General features: G+C 68.0%; 18 protein-coding genes and 3 tRNA genes. 13 read left to right on the plus strand and 8 right to left on the minus strand.

All coding sequences use genetic code 11. The annotated features are described in order from the left end of the window. Positions 1 to 35: 35 nt before the first annotated feature. Together IEX42_RS11555 and mobA are read right to left on the minus strand one after the other, a co-directional pair. Positions 36 to 1,010, minus strand: a complete 975-nt coding sequence (locus IEX42_RS11555) for an NAD(P)H-quinone oxidoreductase (protein ID WP_188779901.1) — start codon at positions 1,008 to 1,010, stop codon at positions 36 to 38. Positions 1,011 to 1,052: 42 nt separating this feature from the next. Continuing rightward, on the minus strand, positions 1,053 to 1,640 hold the full coding sequence (gene mobA / locus IEX42_RS11560) for a molybdenum cofactor guanylyltransferase (RefSeq protein ID WP_188779902.1): 588 nt from the start codon (positions 1,638 to 1,640) through the stop codon (positions 1,053 to 1,055). A 124-nt stretch (positions 1,641 to 1,764) separates the two neighbouring features. On the opposite strand from mobA, the gene IEX42_RS11565 reads away from it, so the two are divergent. The 6 genes from IEX42_RS11565 (at position 1,765) to IEX42_RS11590 (ending at position 4,215) form a co-directional block, all read left to right on the plus strand. After that, positions 1,765 to 2,742, plus strand: a complete 978-nt coding sequence (locus IEX42_RS11565) for a hypothetical protein (RefSeq protein WP_188779903.1) — start codon at positions 1,765 to 1,767, stop codon at positions 2,740 to 2,742. A gap of 35 nt (positions 2,743 to 2,777) precedes the next feature. Beyond that, positions 2,778 to 3,014 carry a biotin/lipoyl-binding carrier protein gene (locus IEX42_RS11570; RefSeq protein WP_188779904.1) on the plus strand — a complete coding sequence of 79 codons (237 nt, stop codon included), beginning with the start codon at positions 2,778 to 2,780 and terminating at the stop codon, positions 3,012 to 3,014. An 89-nt stretch (positions 3,015 to 3,103) separates the two neighbouring features. Further along, positions 3,104 to 3,192, plus strand: a tRNA-Ser gene (locus IEX42_RS11575). 35 nt (positions 3,193 to 3,227) lie between these two features. Next, on the plus strand, positions 3,228 to 3,695 hold the full coding sequence (locus IEX42_RS11580) for a hypothetical protein (RefSeq protein WP_188779905.1): 468 nt from the start codon (positions 3,228 to 3,230) through the stop codon (positions 3,693 to 3,695). 69 nt (positions 3,696 to 3,764) lie between these two features. Further along, positions 3,765 to 3,857: transfer RNA gene (locus IEX42_RS11585), tRNA-Ser, on the plus strand. 169 nt (positions 3,858 to 4,026) lie between these two features. Continuing rightward, a complete protein-coding gene (locus IEX42_RS11590) occupies positions 4,027 to 4,215 on the plus strand; it encodes a hypothetical protein (RefSeq protein WP_188779906.1) in 189 nt (62 codons plus the stop codon). A 53-nt stretch (positions 4,216 to 4,268) separates the two neighbouring features. Here the strand turns inward: IEX42_RS11590 and IEX42_RS11595 are convergent, their stop codons facing one another. The 3 genes from IEX42_RS11595 to IEX42_RS11605 all read right to left on the minus strand — a co-directional run bounded on the left by IEX42_RS11595 (position 4,269) and on the right by IEX42_RS11605 (position 7,850). Continuing rightward, positions 4,269 to 5,294 (minus strand): LuxR family transcriptional regulator, encoded by a 1,026-nt coding sequence (locus IEX42_RS11595; protein WP_229660806.1) that lies wholly within the window; start codon positions 5,292 to 5,294, stop codon positions 4,269 to 4,271. A 130-nt stretch (positions 5,295 to 5,424) separates the two neighbouring features. Further along, positions 5,425 to 7,257 carry a phosphoenolpyruvate carboxykinase (GTP) gene (locus tag IEX42_RS11600; protein WP_188779907.1) on the minus strand — a complete coding sequence of 611 codons (1,833 nt, stop codon included), beginning with the start codon at positions 7,255 to 7,257 and terminating at the stop codon, positions 5,425 to 5,427. Positions 7,258 to 7,448: 191 nt separating this feature from the next. Then, positions 7,449 to 7,850 carry a hypothetical protein gene (locus IEX42_RS11605; RefSeq protein WP_188779908.1) on the minus strand — a complete coding sequence of 134 codons (402 nt, stop codon included), beginning with the start codon at positions 7,848 to 7,850 and terminating at the stop codon, positions 7,449 to 7,451. 285 nt (positions 7,851 to 8,135) lie between these two features. On the opposite strand from IEX42_RS11605, the gene IEX42_RS11610 reads away from it, so the two are divergent. From IEX42_RS11610 to IEX42_RS11620, 3 genes are all read left to right on the plus strand, one after another. Then, a tRNA-Arg gene (locus IEX42_RS11610) sits at positions 8,136 to 8,208 on the plus strand. A 231-nt stretch (positions 8,209 to 8,439) separates the two neighbouring features. Continuing rightward, the gene (locus IEX42_RS11615) at positions 8,440 to 8,706 is read left to right on the plus strand and encodes a helix-turn-helix domain-containing protein (protein ID WP_188779909.1); all 267 of its coding nucleotides are present in this window, start codon (positions 8,440 to 8,442) and stop codon (positions 8,704 to 8,706) included. Between the two features lie 100 nt (positions 8,707 to 8,806). Continuing rightward, complete coding sequence (locus tag IEX42_RS11620) at positions 8,807 to 9,940, plus strand: tyrosine-type recombinase/integrase (RefSeq protein ID WP_268236442.1); 1,134 nt, start codon at positions 8,807 to 8,809, stop codon at positions 9,938 to 9,940. Positions 9,941 to 10,093: 153 nt separating this feature from the next. Here IEX42_RS11620 and IEX42_RS11625 read toward each other — a convergent pair whose 3' ends face one another. Both IEX42_RS11625 and mobF read right to left on the minus strand, forming a co-directional pair. Beyond that, positions 10,094 to 10,327 carry a helix-turn-helix transcriptional regulator gene (locus tag IEX42_RS11625; RefSeq protein WP_188779911.1) on the minus strand — a complete coding sequence of 78 codons (234 nt, stop codon included), beginning with the start codon at positions 10,325 to 10,327 and terminating at the stop codon, positions 10,094 to 10,096. Positions 10,328 to 10,465: 138 nt separating this feature from the next. Beyond that, positions 10,466 to 13,417, minus strand: a complete 2,952-nt coding sequence (mobF, locus tag IEX42_RS11630; RefSeq protein WP_229660808.1) for a MobF family relaxase — start codon at positions 13,415 to 13,417, stop codon at positions 10,466 to 10,468. A gap of 436 nt (positions 13,418 to 13,853) precedes the next feature. Here mobF and IEX42_RS11635 point away from each other — a divergent pair, with 436 nt between their 5' ends. The 4 genes from IEX42_RS11635 to IEX42_RS11650 all read left to right on the plus strand — a co-directional run bounded on the left by IEX42_RS11635 (position 13,854) and on the right by IEX42_RS11650 (position 19,487). Continuing rightward, complete coding sequence (locus IEX42_RS11635) at positions 13,854 to 15,062, plus strand: hypothetical protein (protein ID WP_188779913.1); 1,209 nt, start codon at positions 13,854 to 13,856, stop codon at positions 15,060 to 15,062. Positions 15,063 to 16,083: 1,021 nt separating this feature from the next. Then, positions 16,084 to 18,258 carry an AAA family ATPase gene (locus IEX42_RS11640; protein ID WP_188779914.1) on the plus strand — a complete coding sequence of 725 codons (2,175 nt, stop codon included), beginning with the start codon at positions 16,084 to 16,086 and terminating at the stop codon, positions 18,256 to 18,258. Between the two features lie 261 nt (positions 18,259 to 18,519). Beyond that, entirely contained in the window at positions 18,520 to 19,137 is a 618-nt protein-coding gene (locus tag IEX42_RS11645) for a DUF433 domain-containing protein (protein WP_188779915.1), read from the plus strand. Next, entirely contained in the window at positions 19,134 to 19,487 is a 354-nt protein-coding gene (locus tag IEX42_RS11650) for a DUF5615 family PIN-like protein (protein ID WP_188779916.1), read from the plus strand. Before IEX42_RS11645 ends, IEX42_RS11650 begins: the two co-directional genes overlap by 4 nt. Positions 19,488 to 19,960: 473 nt before the next feature. Here IEX42_RS11650 and IEX42_RS11655 read toward each other — a convergent pair whose 3' ends face one another. Then, complete coding sequence (locus tag IEX42_RS11655) at positions 19,961 to 21,187, minus strand: exonuclease domain-containing protein (protein ID WP_188779917.1); 1,227 nt, start codon at positions 21,185 to 21,187, stop codon at positions 19,961 to 19,963. Positions 21,188 to 21,559 lie beyond the last annotated feature (372 nt).

Genomic DNA, 21,559 nt, shown 5'->3' on the forward strand with positions numbered 1-21,559 from the left:
CGAGCCCAGTGGCGCGGACCCGCGGGTCCAGGTCCTCACAGGGTGAGCATCACCTTGCCGGTGTGGCTGCTCTCGTCGACGCTGCGGTGGGCGTCGGCGACCTGCTCGATCGGGAAGGTCGACCCGATCGTCGGGCGCACCGTGCCGTCGGCGACCAGCGGCCAGACGTGCTCGACCGTCGCCGCGACGATGGCGGCCTTCTCGCCGAGCGGACGACCTCGCAGCGAGGTGGCCGCGACCGCCGCACGCTTGGCGAGCAGCGTGGCGAGGTTGAGCTCGGCCTTGATCCCGCCCTGCATCCCGATCACGACCAGCCGGCCCCCGGTCCGCAGCGCGGCGACGTTGCGCTCGAGGTACTTCGCGCCGATGTTGTCGAGGATGACGTCCGCGCCGCCCTGCGGCAGGCCCTTCAGCTCCTCGACGAAGTCGTGCTCGCGGTAGTTGATCGCCAGGTCGGCGCCCAGCGAACGGCAGTACTCGACCTTCTCCTCGCTCCCGGCGGTCGCCGCGACCGTGGCGCCGAGCGCCTTCGCGACCTGGATCGCCATGCTGCCGATGCCCCCGGCACCGCCGTGGACGAGGAACACCTCGTCGGTACGCAGCCCCGCGACCATGAAGACGTTGCTCCACACGGTGCAGGCCACCTCCGGCAGCCCGCCGGCGGTGACGAGGTCGACCCCGGCGGGGACCGGCATCAGCTGCCCGGCGGGGACGGCGACGCGCTCGGCGTACCCGCCGCCGGCCAGCAGCGCGCACACCTCGTCGCCGACCGACCAGCCCTCGACGTCCGCACCGAGCTCGCGGATGGTGCCGGAGCACTCGAGCCCGAGCACGTCGCTGGCGCCGGGTGGCGGCGGGTAGTTGCCCTGGCGCTGCAGGGTGTCGGCCTTGTTGACCGCGGTGGCGGCGACCTCGACGACGACCTCGCCCGGTCCGGGGGTCGGGTCGGGCTGCTCACCCAGGACGAGAGCCTCGGGGCCGCCGGGCTCGGGGACGGTGACGGCGCGCATGCCGCCACCGTACGACGGCCGCCCGCTGCCGCCAGCGGTCGCTCAGCCTTCCTGCAGCCGCGCCCGCGCGTCGTCCAGGTCCGCCCAGGTGTCGACGTCGAGCGCCTCGCCCGGCAGGGCGTCCACCTCGGCGAGCCTCAGGCCCGCGAGCAGGTCGCGCACCGCGAGACCGGAGGCGTCCGCGGGCGCCGTCGCCAGCACCGCTGTGCGCCGGTAGACGCCGCACAGCGGTTGGCGTCGACCGTCGTGGAGGACCGCACCGTCGTGCTCGTCGAGGGCGCCGACGAGCCGCTCGACGGTCGCCGGGGCGACACCGGGCATGTCCACGGCGAGCACCAGCACCGTCTCGGCCTCGGGCACGGCGCGCAGCCCGGCGATCATCCCTGCGGCGGGCCCGCCGTACGCCGGTTCCTCGCGCACCGTGCGCAGACCACCGGTCGGCAGGGCGTCCGGTCCGACCACGACCACGGACCCGATCCCCGCGACCGTGCGCAGCGCCCGGTCGAGCAGGGTCTCGTCTCCGAGGTCGAGCTCGGCCTTGTCGGTGTGGTCCAGGCGCCGGCCGGTGCCACCGGCGAGCACGACCGCTGCGTCGGGCCGGACGAGGCGTGGGCGAGGACGGTCGGGCACCTGGCGACCCTGGCCGTCCGGGCTCCCGCTCGCAAGTGCTCCTGGGTCGACTGGCTGCCGGCCGGGCGTCCTGGCACCCTGGGCCCATGCGTGACGTGTCCCTCCCGTCGGCCCCGTCGACCACGTGAGCGGGACGCGCGTCCGGCGCGCCGAGCCCGTGTCCGCCTCCACGCTCGAGCAGCTGTCGGGCGGACGGCGTACGCGTGCGGCGCTGCTGGTGCCGTGGGTGCTGGTCGTGGTGGCGGCGCTGGCCGTCCTCGTCGCGGACCGGGTGGCCACGCTGCCGGGACCGGTGTCGACCGGGGGAGTACGCACCGCCGCGGTCGTGCTCACGGCCGCCTGCGCCGCGGCCCTCGCGCACCGCGCGGGCGGCCGTCCGTTCGCGACGACGGTGGTGGTCGGCGTCCTCGCCGTGGTCGCCGTGGTCTGGCAGGAGGACTCCCTGCTGGCCGGCCTCTCGGTCCTGACCGCCGTCCTGGCCGGCGCGTTCGCCGTCGCCGTCACCGAGCCGGCCGCCGGCGCGGTAGCGGCCGTCAGAGAGGCGGTGCTCGCGCTCGTCGTGGCCTCCGGAGGGGCGCTCGGCGTGGCGGCGTACACCGCCCGGCTGGACCCCTCACGACTGCGGCTGGCCGCGCTCGCCGCCGCCCTGGTCGTCGTGCTGCTGCTGGCCGACCACCTCGGTCCCGGTCTCGCCGGGCTGGGCACGCTCGCCCGTGCCGCGCTGCTGGTGGGGCTGCTGGTCGGCGTGGGTGCGGTCGCCTACGGCGAGGCCCTGGGGCGCTGGGGGAGTGCCGGGCTGATCGACCTGGTGGCCGACACGCGTCGCACGGTCCAGGACGTCGCGTACGCCGTGCCCGTCCCGCTCCCTGCGCTCCTCGGTGTCCCCGCACTGGTGTACGGCACCTGGCTGCGCGGCCGTGCCCGGCAGGGCTGGTGGGTGTGCGCCTTCGGCGTCGGCGCGACCGTCCCGGTCGCGGCCGCTCTCGCCGATCCACGGCTGGAGATGGCGCGTGCCGTCCTCGGCCTGGGCTACTCGGCCCTCATCGGGCTGCTGATCGGTCTTCTCGTCGTCCGCGTCGACCGCTGGCTCACCCACTCCTGAGCCCCGCGAACGGCAGGCGGCGGTAGCCTGCACCGGTGGCTGCCCCGACCCCGATCCAGATCGTCTCCGAGCTCGTCGCGAGCGTGGCCGAGGTCCCTGTCGCCGAGGGCGACGAGGTCGCTGCGGGCGCGAGCGTGGTGCTGCTGGAGTCGATGAAGATGGAGATCCCCGTCCTGGTCGAGCAGCCGGCCCGGGTGCGCGAGGTGAAGGTCGCTCCCGGCGACGTCGTCCAGGAGGGCGAGGTCCTGGTGGTCCTCGACCTGCTGACCTGACGACCTCCGTCGCCGGCCGGGCCGAGCGCCGCGAGGCCCTCGCGCCGTAGACTCGACCACCGGTCCGGGGCGGTTTGCCCCTGCGACCTGGAGGGGTGCCGGAGTGGCCTATCGGAACCGCCTTGAAAGCGGTCGCTGGCAGCGATGTCAGCCGCGGGTTCGAATCCCGCCCCCTCTGCCGCGCAGCTCGTGGTCGCCGGGTTCAATGGTCCGGTGAGCGCGAGCGACGACCAGGTCACCGAGTACGCCGTCGCCGCCCCCGTACGGGCGCGACTGATGGCTGCGCTGCTGCTGGTGGTCGGGGTGGTGCTGCTCGTGGTGAGCATCCTAGTGTTCCTCCTCGACCTGCCTCGCGACGTGCTCTCCGCCCTCGTGATCCTCGTGCTGGTCGCGGTCGTCGGCGGGGGATACGCCGTCACTCGCCGCACCTGGCTGTTCCGCGCCGACCCGGTCGGCTACCGCGTGCGCATGGTGCGCGGGGCCGGGGTGAGGCAGGCCAGGTGGCACGACGTGCACGACGTCGTCACGACGACCGTGCACGGGGCGCGGTGCGTGGTGCTCCGGCTGCAGGACGGCACGTCGACGACGATTCCGGTGTCGGTGCTCGCGCTGGACGCCGACGCCTTCGCCCGTGCGGTCCGAGGTCATCTGGACGCCGCGCACGGCTACCACCGGCGGTGACGGACAGACCTGGCTCGCCCGCGGCGACGCGACATGGGTAGCCTGTGCAGCGCGCCGCGTGCGGTGCACGGAGGTGTCGCCTAGTCCGGTCTATGGCGCCCGCCTGCTAAGCGGGTTGAGGGTAATCCCCTCTCGCGGGTTCAAATCCCGCCACCTCCGCCACAACCAAATGTCAAATACGGATTTGTCGCTCACGGCGGGAAAAGTGTGCACTGCATTGTTGTGCAGTGCGGTTTCTGGCACCCCTGACAATGCAACTATCTGCAGCTGACTCCGGAAGACTGGTCTGGTCCACATCGGATCTCGGACCCAGCTCAAGGAGCCACACACCATGAAGTTCGTCCCCCAGGCCGCGCGTCTCGCCCTCTGCGCCGCTCTCGCCTCCTCCGTCGTCCTCGGCACGGCCGGTGCCAGCCACGCCAAGAAGGACTCCGGCTGGTCGCCGAGCTCGATCAGCGCGAAGAAGGACTCCGGCTGGTCGATCCAGGCGATCTCCGCCAAGAAGGACAGCGGTTGGTGAGACCCGGACCCGCGACGCAGGGGTCGGTCGCCGTTCGGCGACCGACCCCTGTGTCACGTCTGCGGTGGCTCGTCCCCGCCGACGTCGATCTCGACCGAGTCCCTCGGCAACCGACCCAGCGCGTACCCGAGCTGGAACCGCGTCTGCACGCCGAACTCCTCCTTCAGCGCCGCGATGTAGCCTGCGTACGTCCGCGTGCTGACCCCCAGCCGCTTGGCCGACGCCGGGTCGCTGTGACCCTCGACGAGCATCCGCAGCGTCATGTCGCGCACGTCGCTGGCCACTGACCGCGCCGTGCTGTCGGCGGTGTCGGTGAAGGGCCGCGCTCGCTCCCAGTACCGGTCGAAGACGTCGACCAGGTAGGCGACGATCGACGGGTCGTGCACGGCCATCGCGACCTCGGGGCCCTTGGTGCTGGGGACCACCGCGACGGCCCGGTCGATCACGATCATCCGGTTGAAGAATTCCTCCAGCGTGCGGATCTGCGCGCCGAGCGGGCTCATCAGACCCACGAAGTCGCCGATCGCTGCGTTGCGCCGTGCCGAGTGCTGGTAGAGCGTGCGCATCGAGACGCCGCGCTTGACGGCGCGGATGTCGCGCTCGGTCGCCGCGTCGAGCGAGGAGTCCGAGCGACCGCGCGTGGGCTGGGCCGTGAGCAGCTCGGTCTGCGCGTCGTCGATGGTCGCCGAGAGGAAGCGGTTGATGTTCGCGAGCCCGTGGATCTCCGTCACCGGGTTGGTGGCCGCCGCGACGCGGCGGTAGCTCTGACCCATCGAGCCGAACAGGTCGGACCAGCGGCGGGACTCCTCGAGCAGCTCGACCGCGCGGTGCCCCAGCGGCCCGACGATCCGCGGACCGACCGCGGCGGGGTCGGTGGCGACCCACCGCTCGGTCTCCTCGTCGAGGAGCAGCAGCCCGAGGTCGACCAGGAGGTCGAACGCCGCACGGTCCTCGCCGCCCACGCCGTCCGCGATCCGGGCGTCGTTCGCGCGCAGCCCGCCGACGGCGACGGCGTCCTCGTAGAGGCTCGCCGCGCGGGCCTCCATCAGCTCGCGGCTGCTGGCGTCGTACTCCGGCACGCGGTCCCCCTCCACAGCGGCACTTGGTTCGTCATCCAACCATCACCCGGGTTGGCTCGTGGCTGGAGTCGAACGCCGCCCGCTCCGGCGGGAGCAGACGGCGTTCGAGGTGTCCGTGATCTCGGCTGGGCTACGCGCCGAGACGTGCCTTGAGGCCGTCGAGCTCGGTCCACAGCACCGCGGGGAGGTGGTCGCCGAACTTCTCGAACCACTCGGTGATGCCGGGCAGCTCGGCCTTCCACTCCTCGACGTCGACGTCGAGTGCGGCGGTGACCGCCTCCGGGGTCATGTCCAGGCCGTCGATGTCGAGGGACTCGGGCGTCGGCACGTGGCCGATCGGGGTCTCCACGGCGGCGGCCTGACCCTCGATCCGCTCGATGACCCACTTGAGGACACGGCTGTTCTCGCCGAAGCCCGGCCACAGGAAGCCGCCGTCCTCGTCGCGGCGGAACCAGTTGACGTAGAAGATCTTCGGCAGCTTGGAGGCGTCGTTGTCCTTGCCGACGTTGATCCAGTGGTTGAAGTAGTCGCCGGCGTTGTAGCCGATGAACGGGAGCATCGCCATCGGGTCGCGGCGCACGAGGCCGACCTGCCCGACCGCGGCGGCGGTCGTCTCCGAGGACAGCGTGGCGCCCATGAAGGTGCCGTGCACCCAGTCGCGCGCCTCGGTGACCAGCGGGATCGTGGTCTTCCGGCGACCACCGAACAGGATCGCGTCGATCGGGACGCCGCGCGGGTCGTCGTACTCGTCGGCGAGGATCGGGCACTGCTTGATCGGCGTGCAGTAGCGCGAGTTGGGGTGGCTCGAGAGCTCGTCGGACTCGGGGGTCCAGGGCTCGCCCTTCCAGGAGGTCGCCTTGGCCGGCGGGTTCTCCAGGCCCTCCCACCAGACGTCGCCGTCCTCGGTGAGCGCGACGTTGGTGAAGACCGAGTTGCCCTTGTTGATGGTCCGCATCGCGTTCGGGTTGGTGTGCTCGTTGGTGCCCGGCGCGACGCCGAAGAAGCCGTACTCGGGGTTGACCGCCCACAGCCGGCCGTCGTCGCCGATCTTCATCCAGGCGATGTCGTCGCCGATCGACTCGACCTTCCAGCCCGGGATCGTCGGCTCGAGCATGGCGAGGTTGGTCTTGCCGCAGGCGCTCGGGAAGGCCGCCGCGACGTACTTCGTGACGCCCTGCGGGCTGGTCAGCTTGAGGATAAGCATGTGCTCGGCCAGCCAGCCCTCGTCGCGCGCCATCACCGAGGCGATGCGCAGCGCGTAGCACTTCTTGCCCAGCAGCGCGTTGCCGCCGTAGCCGGAGCCGAAGGACCAGATCATCCGCTCCTCGGGGAACTGGACGATGTACTTGGTCTCGTTGCACGGCCAGGCGACGTCGGCCTGCCCCTCGGCCAGCGGCATGCCGACCGAGTGCAGGGCCGGGACCCACTCGACGTCCTCGCCGGCGTCGGCCAGCTCCTCCATGCGGCGCAGCACGTGGCTGCCCATGCGGGCCATCACGCGCATCGAGGAGACGACGTACGCGGAGTCGGTGATCTCGACGCCGAACATCGGCTTGTCGGCCTCGAGGTGGCCCATGACGAACGGGATGACGTACATCGTGCGCCCGGCCATGCAGCCGTCGTAGAGCTTGCGCATGATGGCCTTCATCTCGCCCGGGTCCATCCAGTTGTTGGTGGGTCCGCAGTCCTTCTCGTCGACCGAGCAGATGAAGGTGCGGTCCTCGACGCGGGCGACGTCGGAGGGGTCGGAGGCGCAGTAGAAGGAGTTCGGCTTCTTGGACTCGTCGAGCCGGACGAAGGTGCCGGTCTCCACGAGGGAGTCGGTCAGCTGCACCCACTCGTCGTCGGAGCCGGTGCACCAGTGCACGTCGCGGGGCTTGGTCAGCTGGGCGATCTCCTCGACCCAGGCCAGGATCCCCTGGTGGGTGGTGGGCTTGCTCAGCTCGGGCGTCTCGGCACTCATGCGTCCCTCTCGAACGTCGCGGCCCGTGTCGGACGGGCCGGTCCGCCGGTGTGCGGCGGGGTGATCGGATGGTGTGGAAGCCACCGTCGCGCGCCGTTGCGGGCGGTGGGTGCGGCCCAAAGTACGCCCCGTGAGCGGGTGCTCCCCACCGGTGGGTGAGCGGTAGTAGCGGATGCGTCGGTTTGGATCGATCAACCGTGAGAAGAGGTGATCTGATTCACAATCTCGTTCGTGTCGGTGGCTTCGAGCTGGCCCGTGATCTGCAGCTCGCCGTCCCTGATGGGGTCGGTGACCCCGAGCTCCGCGATGAGCGCGCGTGTGCGCGGAGTGAGCATCAGGAGCCTCCTCTCGGTCGCGGCCAGAGCCGTCGTGAGGCGCGCCAGCACGACAGCGCCGGAGGCCGTGGCACTGAGGTCCACCTGCCAGTAGCGACCAGCGATCGTGCCGGGGTGGGAGCGAGCCGACCGCAGCGAGACGCGTTGGACGTCGCCCGGTCGGTAGCGATACGCCGTACGGCCGTCGCGGGAGCAGGCGATCCCCCGCTTCGGCTCGGCGACGCAGGGTCCCGCCGTGGTCCGCTGGACGGTCGTCACCAGGAACGACCCGCCCCTACCGGTGACCGCGCGGGCGGTTGGACGCGAGGACGTCGGGGCGGTGGGCTCGTGAGTAGTCGTGGACTCCCGCCCCGTGGAGGGAGGACTGTCCTGCACCCGTACGGGTTCGTCGGTGCCACAGCCGACCAGCAGCAGCGCTGCGACACTCAGCGCAGCGGAGCGGGCGACATGGGCGCCGGTGGTCGTCACAGTCCACAAGGGTAGGGATTTCGGCTCGTCCGTGCCCACGCGCTACAGTGCTCGGGCACCGCGCGAGCGGTGTGGGCGCCTGTAGCTCAACGGATAGAGCATCTGACTACGGATCAGAAGGTTTGGGGTTCGAATCCCTACAGGCGCGCAGATCGGACAGCCCATGACCTGCGTGAACGCGGTCCCCAGGGTCGTCGACGCTGGCGAGCACCACCCCAGTTCGGCTCAAATACGGCTCAAGAACTCGGCCACCAACGCTCGCCGGCGTGGGTCGCGCCGAGTCGGTCGAAGGCGTGTGCAGTTATGCCTGCCGGTGGCTGGGTCAAGACTTCTGGGCCGTGCGGTGAGCGCCGAGAGGTGTCCTCGTCCCGTTGGAGGCATGACAACGACGACACCTGACACCACGCCCGCCATGCGCGACCTCACCCGCCAGAACCCGAAGCACGCAGAGGCGGCCCCCGAGGACACGCTGCTCCTCACCCTGGACGAGGCTGCTCGCGAGCTGCGGTGCGCCCGCCGCACCCTTGAGCGCTACGTTGCCGACCAGCAGCTGACCGTGGTCCATCTCGGCCGCTCGGTCCGCGTCGAGCGCCGAGAGCTCGAGCGGTTCATCGGCCGACACCGCGAACCGACCGCCCGTGGTTAGGCCACGCAAGACCGCCGGCGAGACCACTTCCACGATCTACCGAGGCGCGGACGGCTCCTGGCACGCCCGGGTGACGGTGGGAAAGCGCCCAGACGGCTCGGTGGACCGCAAGCACCTCCAGCGCCGCACGAAGACTGAGCTGCGAGACGCGGTACGCGATCTCGAGCGCTTGCGAGATACACGAAGGTACGTCCGGACCGATGACGACTGCACCCTGAGCGCCTGGCTCGAGCAGTGGCTAGGCACCGTGCTGCCGATGACCGCCCGGTGGAAGACGCTGTCGACCTACCGCAGCCAGATGCAGCGTCACGTGATCCCCGTTCTCGGTGGGTGGAGGCTCAGCGAGCTCCAGCCCGAGCAGCTGGAGGAGCACTACCGCCAGATGAGCGCCGACGGGTGCTCGGTGCACACCGTGCGTGCTGTCCACCGTGTCCTGCGCTCTGCGCTGAACGAGGCGGTGCGACGCCGGCGGCTCGGCGCCAACCCCGCGCTGATCGCCCGCCCACCGCGGCTGGACGACGTGGAGGTCGAACCGCTCACCATCGCCGAGAGCCGCAAGGTGCTCGCCGCAGCACAGAGCACCCCGCACCCGCCTCGATGGTCGATCGCGCTCTCCCTCGGGTTGCGGCAAGGAGAGGCGCTGGGTCTGCTGTGGGGAGACGTCGATCTGGAGCGAGGCGAGCTGCGGGTCCGCCGCTCGGTGCAACGTCACACTTGGGAGCACGGCTGCGCAGGCTCCGATGGTTGTCCCACCTGCGGCCAGCGTCGCGGCGCCGAGTGCCCTGGACGGGCGAACGGTGGTCTGGTGCTGGTCGCTCCGAAGACCAACGCCTCATGCCGGACGATCGTGCTCCCGGGTCCCCTGCGCGACGAGCTCGCCGCCCACCGAGCTCAGCTCAACCGGCGACGACTGGCGGCCGGGACAAGCTGGGACACGACTCACGACTTGGTGTTCCCCACTAACACTGGGGGCCTGATCGACCCGAAGGACGACCACCGGGACTGGAAGACGCTGCTGAAACGAGCCGGCGTCCACGTCGTGCGGCTGCACGATGCCCGGCACACCGCGGCGACCCTCCTGCTCGTCCAGGGCGTCGACATCCGCACGGTCATGTCGATCATGGGGTGGACCGAGATGGCCACCGCGCAGCGCTACACCCATGCGGTCGACGAGCTGCGTCGGCGTGCGGCGCAACAGATGGGATCCTTGCTGTGGGAGCAGTCCAGCTTCTAGGCGATTGGGGAATCGGACCGGTGACGCCGCGAAGCAGCTCCCGAAGCCGTCCCGGGCGGACCCTGCATCGGCTCGTCACGTCGACGACGCCTCGAGTGCTCGCCGCCGGGAGGCGGGAACCGAGATCACTCGCCAGTTTCGTTGGTCGCGACCTCACCCGCGGGACTGCTCCTCGAGCCAAGTGGTGACGTCGGTCCGCCAGTAGCGGACCGATCGGCCGAGGCGGAAGCTGTGGGGTCCGGTGTGGAGGTGGCGCCAGTAGCGCAGGGTGGCTTCGGGCACCCGGAGCAGGGTGGCGACTTCTTTGAGGGTGAGCATCTGGTCGCCGTCGTGGAGGCCGTTCTGCCTGGAGGTGGTCTCGGTGTGGGTGTCGTGCGTGCTGCTCATGGCGTCTCCCGTGGCTTCTCCGGGCCTTCGCGCCCGGATGGTTTGGTTGGTCGGTTTATCCACCAATGGCACGCAGGTACCGCTACCCGCTCACCGTGGTCGAAGGAATCCGGATCTTGTTGGCGTCCCCCAATGCTTCTAACGGCTGACGCTGGGCCCTCGAGGATCACCGTGGGGGAGACGGTGTTCGTCTGGCGGTCGGCGTACTCCTGCCGGTCGGCGCGCTGGCTCCGCGTGAGCAGACCTGGGTGGTGCGGTGGGTCCGTAGCGGTCGATAACTTGCTCGGCGCGGTCGGCGGCGTGGGCCGGGCCGAGGTCGGCGGGGTCGCGGGCGAAGATGCTGGTCCACTGTGCTCGGGCTTGGTCGCGGGTCTCGGCGATGAGGTGGGCGGTGTTGTGCTCGCGGCCGCGGGTCATCGCGACGTAGGCCGACGCGGCGGTCGCGGTCTCGTCCAGCGCGACGTGGGCGGTGCCGCTGGTTTGGCCCTGAGCGCCGTGCACGGTGGTGGCGTAAGCGAGCTCGACGTGCGCGATCGCGTATGTGCGCGGGACCGTCCGCTGACCCTGGGTCTTCGCTTGCGTGTTTCTGGCCAGCGTGAGTGCTCCGTCCTCGTCGATGGCGGTGATGGTCCAGGTGTCGCGGTTGGCGACCCCGAGGCCGGCGTCGTTGCGGCGGGTGGCAACCCGGTCCCCGACGCCGAGTTGCTGTCCAGCGCGGGTGGTCACGGTCGGCTGGTGCGGGCCGTCGTCCTGCACCCGGCCGTGGACGTGTCCGGTGGCGACGAGCCGGTCGCGGATCGCGGCGTTGAGGTCTGCGACCTGGTCACGGGTCGAGGCCATCACCACCGCGTCATTGCCTTTGCCGTGCAGGTGGTCGGTCGCGGCCTGGGCGGCGAGGCTCTGGGTGCGCTCGGCCTCGGTGGCGTGGAGGTGGATCTGCCCGCGGTCCCAGAGCTGGTCGAACACCGCAGCGCTGACGTCGCCGGCAGGCTCGGACGGAGCGCGTTCTGGCCGGGCTGCGGCCGCGGGGCTGCTGTTGTTCGGCCAGGTTCCGGTGCGCATGGCGAGGGTGAGGGTGGCGTAGTTGGGGTCGGTGAAGCGGTGCACGGTGTCGAGGTCGGTCCAGGTGGTGCCTGGGGTGGTCCAGCGGGTGGCGTGGTCGAGGACTCCGCCGCGGCCGACGGCGGGGAGTTGGTGTCGGTCGCCGATGAGGGCGAGGCGGGCGCCGGTCTGGTCGGCGATGGTGAGTAGCGCACGTGCGGTGTCTTGGTCGAGCATCCCGGCCTCGTCGACGACGAGCAGGTCTCCGGGCCTTAGCAGCGGCAACGTCCCGCGACCTGGCTGCGGCTGTTCCTGGTCGTGGTCGGGGTGGTGGGTCCAGCGGCCGTCGTCGTCCCATCGCCAGCCGTAGTGGTGGGCCAGCCAGGCCGCGGAGTAGGCGGGCGCGCCGGTCTCCTCGGTAACGACCTGGGCGGCCTTGAGTGTGGGGGTGGTGACCACCAGGCGCCTGCTGGTGCGGGCCAGCGCGATCCGGGTGGAGGTCAGTGCGCTGGTCTTCCCGGTCCCGGCGGCCCCCTCGATGACGACCAGCGGTGCAGTGCCGGTCAGTAGCGCGAGGCCACGACGCTGGCCGGGGTCGAGGTCCTCGAACCCGGCCGGCACCACCGGCGGTGACTGATCGGGCGGCTGGTCGGGCTGGTGGTCGGGCTGGTGGTCGGGTTGGGTGTTGTTGCGGTGGGCGAGACGGGCCAGGATGTCGGCCTCGACAGCCAACACCGCCGGTGAGGTCAGGGCGCGGACGTGGGCGGGGACATAGTCGCGGCCCAGCAGCGGCACGCAGGCGCCGACAGCACGTGCGGTGAGGTCCTCGGCCAGCTCCAGCCGGGTGATCTTGTCGACGACGAGTCCGGTCCGGGCGATCCACTGCTCGACCTCGCCGCGGATGTCGGCGCTGTTCCATGCCGAGCGCCGGGCACCCAGCCGGGCCAGCACGGTGTCGACAGCCGCAGCCCGGTCGAGCTGCCCCACCCGGGGGCTCTCGGCGGTGCCGGCGGTGCCGGCGGTGTCGGTGGGGGAGGGAACCCGGGGGGTACCCGTCTCGAGAGGGGGGTACCCCGTTGACGGGAGTCGTCGGTCAGCGACGGTCGGCGCGGGTGGTGGTGTGTAGCCGAGGTCGGTGAGCTCGTCTCGCCATCGCTGCACCATGGCGTCGCCGTCAGTAGGGACAACCTTGTCGGGGCGGGCCTCAGCCCACGCCCGGGCGTCCCACGAGCGTCGCAGCGCGGGTCCGGGTTCGGTGTCGGGGTGCGCGGCCCGCCAGTCGGCTTCGTAGCGGTCGATGGTCGCGCCGATCTGGCGGGCACGGGAAGAGAACGCACCCACGTAGCCGGCCAGCTGGCTCACCTCCCCAGTCGCGGGATCGAGAGTCAGTCCCCGCTCGGCCAGGGAGGTCCGGAAGCGGGGGTCGGTGGCGACCGCGGCGTGCCCGATGCCGTTGAGGGCGGCGAGGGAGTCGCGGACCCCGACGGTGTGCAGCCCCCGCCACCTGCGGTCGGCGAACACGCGGGCGTTGATCTGCAGATGCAGGTGACGGTGCGGGTCCCCGGCCCGGGAGGTGTAGTGCCGCACCACCGCCGCCTCGAGCTGCTCGACCCCGACCTGCACCTGCCGCCCCCGCGGCCCGACCCGAGTGGTCGCATGCTCGGACAGCCAGCCCACGATCTGCTCCGCGGCGGAGTCCATCGCCGCGTCATAGGCGGCCGCGACCTCCGGATGCAAGGTCGCGGCCAGCGACCACGTCTTCGGCCCGTTGACCACGACCTCCACGAACCGCACCGCCGAGTCATCGGTCCGCAACCGACCCCGCGGCGCGCCGGTGTCCGGGTCAAGGCCCGCGACCCACGCCTCGTAGGCGTCACCGTCCATGTCTGCCAGCCGCACCACCGAGGCCGGCTCAATCCCGGTTGCCGGCGAGGCGGCGAGGCGCTGGGCCAGGCCGGTGCCCTCGGCCAGGTAGTAGTCGTCGACCCGGCCACGGTCGGCCTCGACGTAGGAACGCGCCGCGGCGGGGTTGCCCCGGTAGACCTTCACCCCACCGTGCACGACTCACCATCTCCAACGGTTTCCAGCAACAGTCCGAGAAATGCAGCAAGGCCGCCCAGTGGGGCGGCCCATCTACGGATATTCGTAGCATGCGTGCCGATAGAAGTGAACGCAGTGAAATGCTTGGTGCAGGACGGTCGTCGATGCTGGTCGAAATCTTTGCGTGAATAGGATTGGGCGACGTTGAAATCTTCTTCCAGGCACTTCAAAGCGACAGGGCTATGTTGAGCGTTACCGTCGCCAAAGGGGTGGGGACCCGCTGAGCGGCGAACCACAGAGTGTCTGTCTGTCCCGTGCTGCGATGGTGGTGGTTGCAGCGCGCCGGCGAAATGGTGACTGGGGGTGTGCGGTGTCGCGGTTGCGATTGTTCTGGGTGTGGCCTGATAGCGGGGCTGTCTACGGGAAGTGGGGCGACGGGCCTGCGGTGGACGCCTTCGTGCGGTCCTCGCGCCGCGTGTGTGAGCTGGTCGAACGGTCGCTGTCGGACAGACACATCGTGACCCCTCACTCGGAGGTTCGGCTGCACGCGGCGCGGAGCGAGGACGACCGCGTGCTGGTCAAGATCAACGGCACCCGTGATGAGGGCTGGGACAGCGCCACCGTCTTGGTCCCTGACGCGGTGGCTGATCTGTCCGCCCAGGAACGCGGCGTGCTGGTCCTCAACGTCGCGGATAAGGTGATTACTGCGCTGGCAGACCTCCGTGGATGGGAGAACGTCGAGCAACTCAGCGGCATCCGTGACGACGCCCTGAGCCACAACCTCCGCTACACCCAGGTGGGGCCGTGGAAGACGAACCGAAGCAGGAAGCTGCGGGCTCGTCCGGTCGCGGAAATCGCCGACGACGGTCTGACCCGCCTGCACTACGAGGTGGCCGACGCGCGCACCGGCGAGGACATTGGGGTGACCCGTTCTACGTGGGTGATGGAGAACCGGCGCCTGCGGCTCCAGCGATTGTTCGAAGCCAGCCGCTGGCAGGGACCAGGGCGGATCGCAGTGCGGCGCCACGAGTTCTACGGCCAGGGTCAGTGGAGCGAGAGCGTGAGGGAGTTCGACGTCGACGAGGCGACGCCGGCGCCCACGCCGGCTGATCCGTCTGAGCCGGCACAGCTGACGCCGCTCTCCGAAGACGCGACCGCGCGGTCGAATCTCGACGTAGAGGTCGTGACGTGGTGGGGAGAGGGCACGGATGAGCCGAAGGTCATGTCGGGCGGGTTCACCTCGGATACGCCCGGTGATTACAGCGAATACCAGGCGGCCTACTTCGTCGTCACCACCTGGATCAACCAGCACTGCGCCCGGTGGTGGGCGGCGGCGGAGCCGAACGTGCTCCACCTCTACCTTGGGGTCTCCGACTACTACCGCACCGGCAGATCGGTGCGCCTCAACGGCGACAAAGTGACCGCCACTGCCCGTCGACGACCCGAGGACCTCCACGGCAACCACCGCGACCGCGCCCTGGCCAGAGAAGACCTCGCAGCTCTGCTCGCCCGCATCGCAACGCGACTAGGTTTGCCTGCCCCGCCCGACCTTCCAGACCCTGAGGTCGTAGCGACCGAGATTGACCAAATCGTGCGGCGCCAACTCGACGCGCGCCACCATGACGAGCGCTGGCTGAATGAAGTACCCGAGTAACGAATTTCCGGAATTTCGCCAGAGCACAGGAACGGACTCTCACCCTCGTCCAATCCGTCCTCCCTCTGGCAAGCTGAGGTCAACCCGGAAGACAGACGTCAACACCTCGCGTTTTTACAAGCGGTCGTTACCCGTATATCCCCAGGCATCTTCTTCTGCCAAGACCTGGCTCTTCCCATCGTGACACTGAACTACGTATACGCCGTGACGAAGCAGCAATGGTTTGTCACGGTGATGGGTCCTATTGACCATCTTTGCTGTCTACGATGCCAATTGTCTCAAGCAAGAGCACGCCTTTCCTAAGTTTAAAGACAGGGTTGCGTCTAGTGGCGAAATCCTCGCCTTCTCCATGAATCCGTCTCTGGTCGGGTCGGCAGGATCAAAAGTGAACTATTGGCCCGATTGGAAGACGTCCGGTGCTGCGCGATAGCCCCGAGTTGCGGTCCACTCTCGCGCGCGGGCGTCCCTATAACCGCGTGGGCGCGCCGCCACCAGCCGCAGTGCGCGGCGATGATTGTGCCGTGCTGACTAGCTCGGCATACAAGTTATAGCTGCTTCCGCAGCCACTCGCTTCCCTCGGTCGAAAAACCGGACCATGCGCCAATTCCTCCCGACTTCACAACAAGGAATTTGTCGTTGTCGTCGGCGTGTTCGGCGATTCCGTCGCGTAGTTGCGTAGCGGACAGATTTGTGACAATAACCCAGGTACTACCCAGATGGTGCCACCAGTTCGTATGCGACTTCAGATATTTGATTAGGCTGTCGTAATTTTTACCGGGCGCCTTGAGGTCGTAACTGACGAGATATGCCGTCATTGTGTTGCTCCTTTCAAAGACCTACTAACCCAAACGAAAGATGGGCAGCAGGGTTACGCGCTAGCAGTCACGCCCGTAGGACGAACCCCTACCGGCGTCGCTCCCAAGCGCGCCGCCACGTCGATCGGCGTCCCACAGGGGATCGCCTGCTGACGACTTCAGCCGTTGACCCCGACCTGTCCCTGGTGGCCTCTAGGTTGCTCACTATGAAGAAGCTGAACGTCGAGCTGAAGAACTGCCACGGCATCCGGGAACTGGATGCAGCATTCGACTTCGCGAAGGGCAGCGCCATCGCGGTCTACGCGCCCAACGGCACGATGAAGACGTCGTTCGCCCAGACCTTCGAGGACCTCGCCAGCCGCCAGGAGTCGTCCGACCGCATGTTCCCAACGAGAGAGACTGAGCGGCGCATCAGCGACGAGAACGGCGACGAGCTTGACCCGGACGATGTCGTCGTCGTGCTCTCCTACGACGAGGAATTGGGTCCCACCGAGTCCACCTCGACTCTGCTCGTAAACCCCGAGCTGCGTCGGGAGTACGAAGGACTTCAGGTTGACCTCGTAGAGGCGCGCGACGAACTGGTGGCTGCACTGCGCGACCAGTCCGGAACGAGGCAGGACATCCTCGGCACCGTGTCGAGGGTGTTCACCCAAGAGGCCGACAAGTTCTTTGAGGCGCTGATACGTGTCGAGTACGAGGTCGGTCAGCTTGAGGACACCGGGTTCGCAGGCCTGCCGTACGACGTTCTTTTTAACGACAAGGTCGACGCTGTCTTACGCACCCCCGGCGTCCAGGCGGAGCTGGCTAAATACGTCACCCGCCTCAACGAACTGCTGGACGAGTCCGCGTTCTTTAACCGCACATCGTTCACCTTTTACAACGCGTCAAACGTCACTAAAAGCCTGGGCGACAACGGGTTCTTCTCTGCGAATCATTCACTGCTTCTCCACGGCGGAGATACCCCGCGCACGGTGACCAGCGACGCCGACCTGAAGGCGCTGATCGCCGAAGAGAAGAAGCGGATCACGGACGACGAAGCCCTCCGTAAGAAGCTGGAGTCGGTCGAGCGAGCCACACAGAAAAACGTCGACGCGCGCAAGTTCTTCGATTTCATCGCGAACCGGGAGGAGCTTCTACCGGAGCTCACGAACGTCGGCTCCTTCCAGCAGAAGGTCTGGAAAGCGTATCTCAAGGCTCACGAGGACCTGTACCAACGCGTCCTCAGGTGCTTCAAGGACACGGAGGAACGCAGAAAGGAGATCGAGAAGCAGGCCGCTGAAGAAAGCACGCAGTGGGAAAGGGTCATTCGGATCTTCAACGATCGCTTCTTCGTGCCGTTCCGCCTCAGCGCTGAGAACAAGCACAGGGTCGCACTCGGCCAGGAGACCATTCTCAAACTAGTCTTCAAGTTCGAGGAGGGTGGCGAGTCAAGAGGGGTGGAGCGGGATGATCTGCTCTCTGTGCTCAGCAACGGCGAAAAGAAGGCCCTCTATATCCTTAACGTGCTCTTCGAAATGGAGACGCGCAAGGCGGCGGGCCGCGAGACTCTCTTCATCATCGACGACCTCGCCGACTCGTTCGACTACAAGAACAAGTACGCCATCATTCAATACCTCAAGGAAATGGCCGAGCACACCGACTTTAAGCTCTTGCTGCTCACGCACAACTTCGACTTCTTCCGGACCCTCGTCAGTCGCGGCGTCGTGGGCTACAACCGCTGCTTCATGGCACAAAAGGGCGACTCCAAAGTCGTTCTCAACCAGGCTCAACACGTCAACAATCCGTTCATCCGCGGCTTCAAGCAAAACTTCTTCTCAGACGGCATGCAGCGCGTCGCGTCGATCCCGTTCGTGCGGAACATCCTTGAGTACACGAAGGGCGAGGATGACTCCGATTACATCGCGCTGACGTCGCTCCTGCACTGGAAGTCCGACTCGGCCTCGATCACCAATGCTGACCTTGACCGGATCTTCAACGCCACCTTCGCTGGTCAGCAGGGCAAGGCCTGGGTGTCACCCGGCGATTCCGTGGTGGACCTCGTGATCGAGCAGGCTGACCTTGCCCTTGAGGCGCCCGAGGGCGTGAACTTCGAGAACAAAATTGTGCTGTCGATCGCCACTCGGATGCTCGCGGAGAAGTACATGGTTGACAAACTGACGGACCCAGACTTCACGGGTGCAATTGTGGCGAACCAGACGCAGATTCTTTTCCAGGCGTTCAAGAGCCGCGGCATCGGCACATCTGAGGCCGTGGAAACGCTCGACGGCGTGGTGCTAATGACGCCGGAAAACATCCACGTGAATTCGTTCATGTACGAGCCCATTATCGACATGTCCGACGCGGCATTGCGGGACATCTACACCCAGGTTAAGAACCTCTAAGAACGGCTTCGTCGACAAGCGCACCGACTGAAGAACCGTCTACTGCGCTGCGGACGTCCGCACGCCCGTCATTGCCTGTCCCCGCAGCGGCATCCCGCACCGGCACCCGTCTACGCGCCCTTGAGGCGTTGGACCGTCTCCGGGAGGCCTCGTGGCCGGGTCCACGGCCTGTCGCACCTGACCAATAAACTGCGTTATCGGTCACCGGCGGCCTACGCTGCTTGGACCCACCCGTCCCACCTGTCCCGCGAGGTGACCGCTATGGCGTCTGAAGAACAACTCGTCATGCTCACCCGCCCGCGGCTTGCTCGAATCGGCGGCGTCTCGGAGCGCCGCCTTGACTATTGGGAGAAGACGGGTCTGGTCGCCTCGACTGTCGACGACCGCCTGTCGGGCTCGCGCCGCATCCGGCTGTATGACTTCACCGACGCCATGACCGCGATGGTGCTCGCGTCACTGCGACAGAACGTGAGCCTGCAGCACGTGCGACAGATCGTCGCGCATCTACGCAGCCTGGACTTCGGAGTGACTGAGGTGCGATTCGCGCTCGCCGGTAATCGGGTGCACTTTCAGCTGCCCGACGGGACGTGGAGCGATGCGGCCGATCCCGGCCAGATCGCGATTAGCGAGGTCCTCGACCTGCGACCGCTGCGCGCAGCGGTACTCGGTGCTGGCGCCCGCGCAGAAGAGCATCGAGGGCAGATCGAGCGTCGCCGCGGCGTGCACGGCTCGAAGCCGGTCATCGCCGGCACGCGAGTCCCGGTCAAGACGGTCCAGGCTTTCCTTGAGCGCGGGCGCAGCGCGGCCGAGATCATTGAGTCCTACCCTGCACTGACACCCGATGACGTAGAGGCAGTTCGAGGCCTGGCCTCAGCGTGAGGTTCGTCCTCGATCAGGACGTCGACGCAGCACTCGTTACGACGCTGGTCGCAAGTGGCCATGAAGCTTGGACCGTGGCTGCAGCTGGCATCCCTGACGCGGCCGACGACGACGTTTCGGTCTACGCCGCCGCGAAGGACGCAGTCGTTGTCACCCACGACATCGAGTTCTCGGCGCGCCGTCGGAAGAACCCGCACGGGCGACACGTTCAGCTCGGATGCCCAGAACCCGACGCAGTGGACCTAGTCGGGGCTTGCATCGACGAGCTTGCCAGCGCTATCGAGCCCTTCAGCGACATCTTCGTGTACGTCAGCAAGGACGGCATCAAGACCCACTTGCGCTGGACCTAGCCGCGCACCGGTTTGCGGACCATGCGAGCGAGGCTCCTGCGGACGTCGGTCGACCTTGGCGCTCGAGACCTGCGGTAGAGCCTCGGCCTTGACGCGGGTCGAGTTGCGGAGCTAGCAACCAACACGGCTCGGCGATTCTGCCGTCAAGGCGACGCCGGCAGCGGTGTGACAGCGGTGCCGCGATCCCGGATCTAGTCCGCAACTAGTCCGCAAAAAGTTCGGGATAAGCCAACGCCAGCAAACGACGCTCACATCAGCAGATTGCGCGTTTGCCCAGCTCAGCAGCCGCCTTCGAAAGGGTTCGACAACGTCCAACGCTCGCCGATATCTGGCCGCCGACTTCCCCTGGAACTGCGACTGGTCGGCAGCTGCACCGTCTATTGATGCAAGGGCTTGATCGCTCTGCCCTGGCCACCTCCTTCGACGTTCGCCTGAGGCGTCTCAGGGGCGAATCGTATGAACGGCCGCACTACTCAACTGACGCCGTTCATCGCGTCGAGCATCCTGCTGAATGTGGTCTCGTTGACGACGGGGATGTTGTAGGAGCGCGCCTTGGCCGCCTTCCCGCTTTGTGAGTCGGGGTCCGCGGCCACGACAACCCTGGTGTCGCGGGTTACGCCTCCGCAGATCAGGCCGGCCCCAGCGGCTCTCGCTTCCCAGTCCTGGCGTGGGGTGCTCAGCGTCCCGGTGAAGACGACCCGGTCGCCGTGCTGAAGCGCCAAAGATCCGCTACTCGTCGGTCCACTGAGGCGTGGCGTCGTCCGGCGCAACGCGATATCGACAAGTCGGCGGGGCAGGCCCAGCATCGCCGCCACGGCGTCGAGTTCTTCGCGTTCGGCCGCAGTCACAACTCCGTCTTCTAGTGCGGCCGCGGCGAGAGAATCGAGGTAGCTCGCGTGCAGGGCGGAGAGTTGGTCGCGCGCGAGCCCGAGACTCGTGGCGACGGCGATCAGCTCGGCTTCCTCGTGGGCGGAGAGGTAACGGTCGAGCATCGCCTTCTCGAGCACGTCGAGGTAGGCATCGACGAGTGGGTCATCGTTCCGCGGCAAGTGACTGCTGATGCGGTCCAGCCACGCGTCGGGGCGGGGCGGCGACGAGCTCCGCTGGACGAAGGAAACCTCGGGCAGGGGGTCGGGGACGACCGGCCAGCGGTGGCTGCGCGAGGAAGTGCTGAGCCTGCTCCACGGCAGCGGAGTTTCGGCTCGCTGCAGGTAGTAGCGCAGCAGGCCGGACGTAGCGGTCGCGTCCCCGAGTGCGGAGTGCTCGTCGTGGTGGGAAACGCCAGCGGCGGCGCAGCAGTCGCGCAACTTTCGCGACGCGCCGCTCAGGAAGTGCGATGACCACTGCATGGTGCACAGGCCTGGGCTTGGCGGGACCGTTCCGGCTTGCGAGCGGTCGAACTCGTAGTCCAAGAAGCCGAGGTCGAACCGGGCGTTGTGCGCGACGACGGTCCGGCCGGCAATGGATCGGATGATCAACGGCGCGAGTTGCTGGAAGGTTGGTGCGCGGAGAACCTCTCGGGCAGTGATGCCGTGGATGTGAGTCGGCCCGACATCGCGGCCTGGGTTGATCAAGGTCGACCAACTGCCCTGTACCTCGCCGGTGTCGGAGACGAAGACCATCGCGATCTCCACTACCCGGTCGTGCTTCTTTGGGAAGAGCCCCGTGGTCTCCAGATCAATGACTGTGTACCCGCTCAACTGCACACTCCCTTCTTCGGTGCGAAGGTACGTCGACTTCGTGCGGTCGGTGTCTGAATCGAAAGTTCCGCCCGCGATGGGGGACAGGATGCTTACGAGTGGTAACCGCATCCGTGGGGACTCCTGCAGCGGGGATCGCCGGACCCCCACCAGACGCACCCCGGGACGCGTATTGGGTGGCTGGTCAGGGCTGGCGGTTGATGCCTGCGGACCCGAGAAGGTGTCCAAGAGTCCTGCCGTCGTGACGTACCGATCGGCTCAATTACGGCTCAAGTTGAGCCCAAAGATGCCCGCTCCCCGACCTACGACGACTCTTCGCGCCATTGCCCGACACTTGCGTGGCACCCCCGCTGACCTGCATATTTGTCACCA

Source organism: Marmoricola endophyticus (assembly GCF_014644415.1).
In the GTDB taxonomy this organism is placed as follows: domain Bacteria; phylum Actinomycetota; class Actinomycetes; order Propionibacteriales; family Nocardioidaceae; genus Marmoricola; species Marmoricola endophyticus.

Excerpts from the sequence above, each read along its gene's own strand:
- IEX42_RS11555 (WP_188779901.1), bottom strand. The coding sequence starts at position 1,010 with ATGCGCGCCGTCACCGTCCCCGAGCCCGGCGGCCCCGAGGCTCTCGTC.
- IEX42_RS11590 (WP_188779906.1), top strand. The coding sequence starts at position 4,027 with ATGAAGTTCGTCCCCCAGGCCGCGCGTCTCGCCCTCTGCGCCGCTCTC.
- IEX42_RS11600 (WP_188779907.1), bottom strand. The coding sequence starts at position 7,257 with ATGAGTGCCGAGACGCCCGAGCTGAGCAAGCCCACCACCCACCAGGGG.
- IEX42_RS11615 (WP_188779909.1), top strand. The coding sequence starts at position 8,440 with ATGACAACGACGACACCTGACACCACGCCCGCCATGCGCGACCTCACC.
- IEX42_RS11625 (WP_188779911.1), bottom strand. The coding sequence starts at position 10,327 with ATGAGCAGCACGCACGACACCCACACCGAGACCACCTCCAGGCAGAAC.
- IEX42_RS11640 (WP_188779914.1), top strand. The coding sequence starts at position 16,084 with ATGAAGAAGCTGAACGTCGAGCTGAAGAACTGCCACGGCATCCGGGAA.
- IEX42_RS11645 (WP_188779915.1), top strand. The coding sequence starts at position 18,520 with ATGGCGTCTGAAGAACAACTCGTCATGCTCACCCGCCCGCGGCTTGCT.